The following is a 787-nucleotide window of genomic DNA, read 5'->3' on the forward strand; positions in this document are numbered from 1 at the left end:
TGTCGTCGTGTTGAGAAGAGGGCACGGCTCGGGCATGAATGCCGGTGCCGGTGTTCTGCTGACACCTCGTCTTGTGCTGACCTGCGCCCACGTGGTGGACGCGGGCACAGCGAGGTGGACCGTGAGCAGGGACGGCAGGGAGATCGCCTGCACAACCGTGTGGACGGGTCAGGGGCCGCTGGACGCCGCCCTGGTGCTCGCGGAGGAGAACCTTCTCGACGGCGAGGAGTGGGAGCGTCTCCTTCCGTCACGGCTCAGGTGGGGGCGCATGTCCGACAGCGGTCCGATGCCCGTGCGTGTCAGCGGCTTCGGACGGTCGGGTGAACGGAGGGAACTATTGGGGACGGCGCTGCCCACAGCGCGGACGATCACCGTTGAACTCACGGGGCCCTTCGACGGAGGCGGGCTGGCGGGGATGTCGGGCGCCCTCGTCTCCTGTGACGGCTTCTTCGTGGGAACGGTCGCCCGGCGGCACGTACAGCGCCCCCGGATCGGGGTGGTGCCCGCTGCCGCGCTGCTCGAGGACACGGGCTTCCGCCGGGCGCTGGCGGCGCACATGACGACGCCGTACGAGATCGAAGACATGGGCGGCGAGCCGGCCGCGGGTCCGTCGCGGGAAAGCCCTGCCGTGTGCCTGGCCATCGATGTAGCGGTCATCAGCGGTCGGTGGGGCACCGACGCGCCCTATGTAGAACCGGAGTTGGCGCATGACATGAGGGAGTCCCTGACTGCAATCATGCGTCGGGCAGGCATCGACGGTGTCGTGACCGAGGGGGTGGGGGATGAG

At 69.1% G+C, this 787-nt stretch carries 1 protein-coding gene; it reads left to right on the forward strand.

All coding sequences use genetic code 11. The features are described from left to right. Window positions 1-121: 121 nt before the first annotated feature. Window positions 122-787 (forward strand): hypothetical protein (locus LPA54_RS33610; protein WP_228984497.1); only part of this gene is annotated, 666 nt, incomplete at its 3' end.

It is taken from the genome of Streptomyces sp. DH12 (genome assembly GCF_020873895.1).
Taxonomy (GTDB): Bacteria; Actinomycetota; Actinomycetes; order Streptomycetales; family Streptomycetaceae; genus Streptomyces.